The 7,281-nt window shown below is 77.1% G+C and carries 10 protein-coding genes; 3 read left to right on the plus strand and 7 right to left on the minus strand.

Annotation, left to right across the window (positions count from 1 at the left end; genetic code table 11):
* Both E1284_RS36805 and E1284_RS36810 read right to left on the minus strand, forming a co-directional pair.
* Positions 1-487: NAD-dependent epimerase/dehydratase family protein (locus E1284_RS36805; protein ID WP_131944769.1), on the minus strand; the 487-nt coding region annotated here is incomplete at its 3' end.
* Positions 488-582: 95 nt separating this feature from the next.
* A complete protein-coding gene (locus E1284_RS36810) occupies positions 583-1,635 on the minus strand; it encodes an aminotransferase class V-fold PLP-dependent enzyme (protein ID WP_131944770.1) in 1,053 nt (350 codons plus the stop codon).
* Between the two features lie 84 nt (positions 1,636-1,719).
* Here E1284_RS36810 and E1284_RS36815 point away from each other — a divergent pair, with 84 nt between their 5' ends.
* Positions 1,720-2,679: a LysR family transcriptional regulator gene (locus E1284_RS36815; RefSeq protein WP_131944771.1), complete on the plus strand. Its 960-nt coding sequence runs from the start codon at positions 1,720-1,722 to the stop codon at positions 2,677-2,679.
* On the opposite strand, the gene E1284_RS36820 is transcribed toward E1284_RS36815, so the two are convergent.
* Positions 2,645-3,460 carry an IclR family transcriptional regulator gene (locus E1284_RS36820; protein ID WP_165965571.1) on the minus strand — a complete coding sequence of 272 codons (816 nt, stop codon included), beginning with the start codon at positions 3,458-3,460 and terminating at the stop codon, positions 2,645-2,647. The genes E1284_RS36815 and E1284_RS36820 overlap by 35 nt on opposite strands.
* A gap of 62 nt (positions 3,461-3,522) precedes the next feature.
* Here E1284_RS36820 and E1284_RS36825 point away from each other — a divergent pair, with 62 nt between their 5' ends.
* A complete protein-coding gene (locus tag E1284_RS36825) occupies positions 3,523-3,903 on the plus strand; it encodes a cytochrome P450 (RefSeq protein WP_131944773.1) in 381 nt (126 codons plus the stop codon).
* Here E1284_RS36825 and E1284_RS36830 read toward each other — a convergent pair.
* Positions 3,900-4,271, minus strand: coding sequence for a VOC family protein (locus tag E1284_RS36830; RefSeq protein ID WP_131944774.1), 372 nt, complete (start codon positions 4,269-4,271; stop codon positions 3,900-3,902). The two genes, E1284_RS36825 and E1284_RS36830, sit on opposite strands and share 4 nt — an antisense overlap.
* A gap of 190 nt (positions 4,272-4,461) precedes the next feature.
* Positions 4,462-4,932: a PPOX class F420-dependent oxidoreductase gene (locus tag E1284_RS36835; protein WP_131944775.1), complete on the minus strand. Its 471-nt coding sequence runs from the start codon at positions 4,930-4,932 to the stop codon at positions 4,462-4,464.
* Between the two features lie 106 nt (positions 4,933-5,038).
* On the opposite strand from E1284_RS36835, the gene E1284_RS36840 reads away from it, so the two are divergent.
* On the plus strand, positions 5,039-5,563 hold the full coding sequence (locus E1284_RS36840; RefSeq protein ID WP_131944776.1) for a pyridoxamine 5'-phosphate oxidase family protein: 525 nt from the start codon (positions 5,039-5,041) through the stop codon (positions 5,561-5,563).
* A 75-nt stretch (positions 5,564-5,638) separates the two neighbouring features.
* On the opposite strand, the gene E1284_RS36845 is transcribed toward E1284_RS36840, so the two are convergent.
* Together E1284_RS36845 and E1284_RS42125 are read right to left on the minus strand one after the other, a co-directional pair.
* Entirely contained in the window at positions 5,639-6,958 is a 1,320-nt protein-coding gene (locus E1284_RS36845) for a hypothetical protein (protein WP_131944777.1), read from the minus strand.
* Between the two features lie 2 nt (positions 6,959-6,960).
* A partial coding sequence (locus E1284_RS42125; protein WP_165965572.1) for a cupredoxin domain-containing protein occupies positions 6,961-7,281 on the minus strand: 321 nt, incomplete at its 5' end.

The raw sequence follows: 7,281 nt of genomic DNA on the forward strand, positions 1-7,281 counted from the left end.
GGCCGGGCGGGGCGTCCTCGGCGACCGTGCCGGGGGCGAGGGGCCGCCCGCAGGCGGGGCAGCCCGGCTCGAACCGCCCGGCCGCCAGGTCCTCCTCGGGGCGGGGCCCCGGCCGGACGGGCCCGTGCCGGTCGCAGGAGTAGGCGCCCTCCCCGTAGACGACCATGGAGGACGCCAGCACCAGGACGCCGACGCCGGCGCGGGCCATCTCCGCCAGCAGCACGGCGGTGCCCTGCACGTTCACCGACGTGTAGTCGGGCAGGTCGCCGATGTCGACGCCGAGGCCGACCTTGGCGGCCTGGTGGCAGACGGCGTCGACGCCCGCCAGCCGCGCGGCGACCGCAGCGGCGTCGCGGACGTCGGCGGGCGGGCCGCCGAGCCCGTCGGGCCGCGCGTCCAGTCCGCGGACGCGGTGCCCGTCGGCGGTCAGCGCCGCGGCGATGTGCGAGCCGATGAATCCGGCCGACCCGGTGAGCAGTACGTTCATGGCGACGAACGTAGGCCGCGCGGCGCGCCCCGGTCGGCCCGCCGGGCCCTGGCGGCGCACCTTGTTCGAACCTTGTAAGAACTTCGCCCCGCGGCTTACGCGGCGGTGAGGGGGGCGAGCAGTCCGACGGCCTTGTCGACGTCGGCCTCGGTGGTGGTGAGGTGGAACGCGCAGCGCAGCCGTCCCGCCCGGACGGAGGCGATCACCCCGGCGCGGCGCAGCAGGGCGTCGGTGCCGTCGGGGACGGTGACCGCGACGATCGCCGAGTCGCCGGGCGGCAGGCCGAGCCCGGCGCGGAACCGGCGGGCCAGCGCGACGTCGTGGTCGTGGACCGCCGCGATCCCGACCCGTTCGAGCAGTTCCAGGGCGGGGGCGTGCCCGGCCCAGCTCTGCCAGGCCGGGGACAGGTCCAGGCGGCGCGCGCCGGCGGCCAGCCGCAGCGGCAGCCCGTAGATGGAGTCCCAGATGTCGGCGCCGGCGTACCAGCCGGCGCCGATGGCCGGGAGCGCGTCCAGGGCCTCGGCGGTGCCGGTGAGGAAGCAGGTGCCGCGGGGGCCGAGCAGCCACTTGTAGCCGCCGGCGACGAGCCAGTCGACGCGGCCGGCGGGCAGCGGCAGCCATCCGGCGGCCTGGGTGGCGTCCAGCAGGATCCGGGCGCCGTGCGCGCGGGCCGCGCCGATCAGGTCGTCCATGGGGGCGATGCGGCCGTCGGCGGACTGCACCGCCGACACCGCGACCAGGCCGGTGCCGGCGCGGACCTCGGCGGCGATCCGCTCCAGCGGCACCGACCGGACGGTCAGCTGCGGGCGGGCGGCGAAGGGGAACAGCAGGGAGGTGAAGTCGCCGTCGGCGACCAGGACCTCGGTGCCGGCGGGCAGCGACGCCGCGACGAGGCCGGTGAAGTAGGACACCTGCGGCCCGCAGGCGACCCGGTCGGCGGGGACGCCGAGCAGCCGCGCGAACGCCTCCCGCGACCGGGTGACGGCCTCGTCCAGGTCGGCGGGGACCATGAGCCCGGCGGCGCGGCCGCGTTCGGCGGCGAGCATCGCCTCGTGCGCGGCGCGCGGCGGCAGCCCGTAGGTGGCGGTGTTGAGGTAGGCGACGCCGGCGCCGAACTCGCGCTGGGCTTGTGCGATGGAAAGGCTCATGCACTGATCGTCGTCCCCCGCGACGCCATAGCACAAAGTACGGTTTCCTGGGCGTCCCATAAGTGCGGTTGATATGTTGCGGGGATGCTGGACCTGCACCGGGGCCGGATCCTGCGGGAGGTGGCGCGGCTGGGGTCGATGACCGCCGCCGCGCGGTCCCTGAACTACACCCAGCCGGCGGTGTCGCACCACATCGCGCGGCTGGAGGCCGAGGTGGGCACGCCGCTGGTGGTGCGGCACGGCCGCGGGGTGCGGCTGACCGAGGCGGGCCGGGTCCTGGTCGAGCACGTCGAGGACGTCCTGGCCCGCATGGACGACGCGCGGGAGCGGATCGCGGCGATCGCGGGGCTGCGCGCCGGGCGGGTCCGGGTCGCGGTGTTCCCGACGGCGGTCGGGGGGCTGCTCCCGGACGCGCTGGCGCGGCTGGCCGAGCGGGCACCGGGGGTGGCGGTCACCCTGGTGGACGCCGAGCCGCCGCAGGCGCTGTCCCTGCTGCGCGCGGGCGACACCGACATCGCGGTCGTGTTCCGCTACGCGCACACGCCGCCCGACACCGACGCCCGGTTCCGGGAGGTGGTGCTGGCCGAGGACCCGCTGAGGCTCCTGGTCCCCGCCGGGCACCCCCTGGCGGCGGCGGAGAGGCCGCGGCTGGAGGACCTGGCCGGCGAGACGTGGGCGTCGGGCTGCGCCCGGTGCCGCGACCACCTGCGGTGGACGTGCGGGCGGGCCGGGTTCGTCCCCGACATCGCGTTCGCCACCGAGGACCACGTCGCGATCCAGCGGCTGGTCGCGCGGGGCCTGGCCGTCACGACGCTGCCGGCGCTGGCGCTCGGCCTGCACACCGAGCCGGGCGTCGCCGTCCCCGGCGTGCCCGCCGTCGGGAGCCGCCGCATCAGCGCGGTCGTGGCGGCCGGGCCGCGCCCGCCCGCGGTGGCGGCGCTGCTGGAGGAGCTCACCGCCGTCGCCTCCGCAGCCTCCGACGCAGCCTCGGACGCCTCTGCCGGGGGGTCTACGGCGCCGTCAGGTGCCGGTGCAGGCCGGTGAGGCGGCCGGCGGCGGCGCGGACGGCCTCGGCCAGGCCCGGCAGCCGGTCGTCGCCGAACCGCACCGCCGGGCCCTGCAGCGCGACCGCCGCGAACACCCGGCCGCCGCCGTCGCGGACCGGCGCCGCCACCGCCCGGACCCCGACCAGCCGCTCCTCGTCGTTGAGCGCGTAGCCGCGGTCGCGGACGCGCCGCAGGTCGTCCTCCAGCCCGCCGCGGGTGGTGAGGGTGGCGGGGGTGTAGCGGTGGAACGGCTCGTCCATCGCGACCGGGTCGCCGCCGTAGGCCAGCAGCACCTTGCCCATCGCGCAGGTGTGGATCGGGTTGCGGTCGCCGGGCGGCTGGTCGTAGCGCAGCGGATGCACCGACGGCAGGTGCAGCAGGATCGCGACCTCGTCGCCGGCCCGCACGCCGAGGCTGACCGACTCGCCGGTGCCGTCGCGCAGCGCGGTCAGCTCCGGCTGCAGCAGCGTGGCGCCCATCCGCTCCAGCGCGAGCCGGCCGAGGATCGCGGTGGTGGGGCCGAGGAAGTACCGCTCGGTCGCCGGGTCCTGCGCCAGCATCCCGGTGGCCTGCAGGGCGTGCACGATGCGGTGCGCGGTGCTGACCGACAGCCCGAGCCGGTGCGCGATCTCGGTGGGGGTCTGCCGGGAGGCGTCCTCGAAGGAGCGCAGTACCGCCACCGACCGGTCCACGGTCTGCGTTCCCGGCTTGGGCCGAGGGGCCCCTTCCGTGCGCTCCCGCGTCCGCGCGGCGGGGACGGCGCCGATGTCGTCCGTCACGGGTCCCATCCTCCCACCGCGCCCGCCGCCGCCCCGCCCGGGGGGCGTGCCATAGTGGGCGGGTGGCCCCCCACTCCCCGGTGCGCGAGACCTCCCGACCCACGAACCGCAGGGCCCGGGGGCCCTCGCCGTCGCTGACGGCCCGGCACGGGATCGCGTTCGCGCGCAACCCGCCGGAGGTGCGGCCGCTGGCGGGGCGGTTCCGCCCCGACCGCTGGGACCCGTCCTGCGCGCTGTACCGCCCCGCCACCGCGTCGACGTACCTGCCGTTCGGCGGCGGGCCGCACCGCTGCATCGGCTCGGCGCTGGCGACGGTGGAGATCAAGACGATGCCGGCGTGCCTGCTGCGCCGCACCCGGCTGCGCCTGCTCTCCCCCGCCGTCACCCCGACGAGCGTGACCGCGATGCGGCCGCGCGCCGGCCTGCCCGTGCGGGTGCTCTAGCCCTGGCGCAGGCACACGCAGAACGGGTGCCCGGCCGGGTCGGCCAGCACCCGCCAGCGGCCCTCGCCGGGCTGGAACTGCGGCCGGGTGCCGCCGAGTTCGGCGACCCGCGCCTCGGCCTTGTCCAGGTCGTCGACGTACAGGTCGAGGTGGAACTGCTGGGGCCGGTCCCCCTCGGGCCACGTCGGCGGACGGTGCCCGGCGACGCCCTGGAAGTAGACGTCCGGGCCGCCCGGCAGCTTGACGGCGGCGGCCTCGGCGGTGTCGTAGGTGATCTCGCCGCCGGTGAGCGCCGCGTAGAACGCCGCGAGGGCGGGCGGCTCCGGGCAGTCGATGGTGACGGCGGCGAACTCCGCGATACCGGACATGTGCGACTCCTTTATTTCGGGAACGCCCCTCACATTTCCAGGAGAAGCTGACATCTCCTGTCAGGTACGGCCCGTCGGATGCGCACCAGTTCGCCGACTCCGCCGTGGCCGGCCCCGGCCGGACGTGCGGGTGCGGGGCGGCCGGCGGGGTCGCCGGCTGCGCGAGCGGCGCCTGCCGGCTGCGGGTGGGTCAGTCGCCGTCGGCGAGGCGGGCGGGGAAGCCGCCGGTGGCGATCGGGCCCCACCGGTCGATGGTGACGCGGATCAGCGACTTGCCCTGGCGGCGCATCGCGGCGCGGTACTCGTCCCAGTCGGGGTGCTCCCCGGCGATGCACCGGTAGTAGTCGACGAGCGCGTCGGCGGCGTCGGGCATGTCGATGACCTCGGCGGTCCCGTCGACCTGCACGTAGGGGCCGTTGAAGTCGTCCGACAGCACGCACAGCGACACGCGCGGGTCGCGGCGGGCGTTGCGGGCCTTGGCGCGTTCGGGGTAGGTGGAGATGACGATGCGGCCCTGCCCGTCGACGCCGCAGGTCACCGGCGACATCTGGGGGCGGCCGTCGGCGCGGGCGGTGGACAGCAGGGCGTGGTGGCGGGGCCGCAGGAAGTCCAGCAGCTCGGGGCGGCCGACACGGTCGGCGGTGGCGATCGAAGGAGCCATGGCCTCCACTCTAGGGACCGGGGCGCCGATGAGTTCGGCGGCGCCGCGCGGTCTGCACCGGGAGAGCTCGCGGGAGTCCGCGAGTGCCGAGCCGAAGGAGGACGCGATGACCGACCGTGAGCCCGTGGAGGCCCGCAACCTCGACATCTACGGCAGCCCGGAGCTGGCGTGGGACGGTGTGCGGGACGCGCTGGTGGAGGCGCTGCCGAAGATGGAGACCGCGGCGTTCCTCGGGACCGTCCGCCCGGACGGGCGCCCGCACGCGGCGGGCATCGGCCCGCTGTGGCGGGACGGGGAGATCTTCTTCGTCAGCGGGCCGGGCACCCGCAAGTCCCGCAACCTGGCGGCGAACCCGGCGTGCACGCTGTCGGTCCGCACGCCGAGCGGCGACGTCGTGCTGGAGGGGACGGCCGAGCGCGTCACCGACCCGGGCGTGCTGGAGCCGGTCGCCGCCGCCTACCGGGAGGGCGGCTGGCCCGCGCAGGTCGAGGGCGAGGCCTTCACCGCGCCGTTCAGCGCGCAGAGCGCCGGCCCGCCGCCCTGGCACCTGTACCGGTTCGACTTCCACACCGTGGTGGCGCTGAGCACGGTCGAGCCCTACGGCGCGGCCCGGTGGCGCTTCGCGTCCTGACCGTCCCGGCGCCGCTCCACGGCCGGGATCGCGGCCGGGATCGCGAGCCGGGCAGGTGCGGCGCCGCGCCGGGGGTCAGCCGCTGAGCAGGGCGAACAGGCCGGCGCAGGTGAGCGCGACCATGACCGCGGCGACCGGGAGCTGCCCGCGCAGGGTTCCGCCGGGGCCGCGCAGGGCGAGGTCGTGCGCGGCGACGGTGCCGGCGATGTGGCCGAGGACGATGGCGTTGACCTGGACCTGCGCGGTGAGCGTCGGCCCGGCGAGGCCGTAGTCGATGCGGTTGCCGGTGGAGCCGAGCAGGTCCGCGCCCGTCCCGAACGGGTCGCTGGCGAGGATGAACGTGGTCTGCCCCTCCAGGACGAAGAACGAGAAGTAGTGGGCGAGGGTGTAGCCGAGCGCGATCGGCAGGAGCGTCGCGGCGAACCGCCCGGGGAGGGCGGCCGGGTCCTGGCCGGTCAGCCGCGCGCTGAGCCGCAGCGCGCCGACGTACAGGACCGCGACGGCGCCGACCGCGGCGGCGAGCCCCAGGGTCCCGGCGGGGACGCTGGAGGGGTCGACGTTGTCGCGCCAGTAGGTGGTGCGGGTGATGCCGTCGAACCCGGTGGAGCCGATGAGCACGCACGCCGCCGCGGCGAGGCCGGGTTCGGGCGCGCCGGCCATGAGGCCGGTGAGCGGGGTCCGCGCGACCAGGGTCCCGTCGCCGCGCCGCCCGAGGGGGCACAGCCGGGCCAGGAGGCTGGAGTAGGCCTCGAACCCGTCGCCGCGGGTGAACCAGTCGCGGCCGAACCACCAGGCCGGCACGGTGTTCGCGGCCGCGTAGGCGAGGATGAGCGTCCCGACGGCGCGGGGGTCGGACCGTCCGGGCGCGACCAGTTCCAGCCACACGAACGCGGTGAGCCAGGCCGCCGCGGGCCAGTATCCGAGCCGTGCGGGGAGGGCGCGGCGCCCCGCCGGGGAGGTGCGGGTGAGGCGGCAGAGGGCGGCGTGCAGGGTCCGCAGCGGGTTGACGCGCCGCCACACGGGCCCGAGCAGGACGCTGGCGGGGACGAGCCCGACCCAGAACGTCACGAACAGCGCCCACGGCGCCAGGTTGGCGTCGGCCTCGGGCGGTCCGGCGAACGCGGCCGCGACGACGAACGCGGTCGCGGCCAGGGCGAGGGCGCGGCCGGTGCGGGTGAGGGCGGGGGCGTCCAGGACGCGGGCGAGCGCGGCGGGCAGGGGCCGTCCCGCGTCCGGGTGCAGGCGGGGCCGTTTCCACGCGGCCGTGAGCGCGGCGAACGAGGCCGCCACCGCGATGCCGCCGCCGGCGATGGCGGCGACGGCGTCCAGCGGCAGGTCGGTGCGGCCGCCGAGCCCGTGCGCGAGGACGTGCGCGCCGGCGGCGGTGGCGGTCACGGTCACCCGACCTGCAGTTCGAGCACGCGGGCGCCGGAGTGGTGCAGCTCGGCCTCGAACACCCCGGGCGTGCCGGCGGTGAACCGCAGCGTCGCGGGACGCCCGGGGGTGATGGCCAGCTCGCGGTCGTAGCCGTGCAGGTGGAACTCGTCGGCGGTGTCGCCGGTGACGGTGATCTCGACGACGGCGCCGCGCGGGACCTTCACGCGCCGGTGCGCGGTGCGCGCCTTCCCGCCCGCCACGGTCACCGCGACCCGGACGACCCGCGCCCCGGACGCAGAGGCGGACGCGGAAGCGGAGGCGGAGGGGGCGGCCGAGCCGGG

The sequence above is a fragment of the Actinomadura bangladeshensis genome, assembly GCF_004348335.1.
In the GTDB taxonomy this organism is placed as follows: Bacteria; Actinomycetota; Actinomycetes; order Streptosporangiales; family Streptosporangiaceae; genus Spirillospora; species Spirillospora bangladeshensis.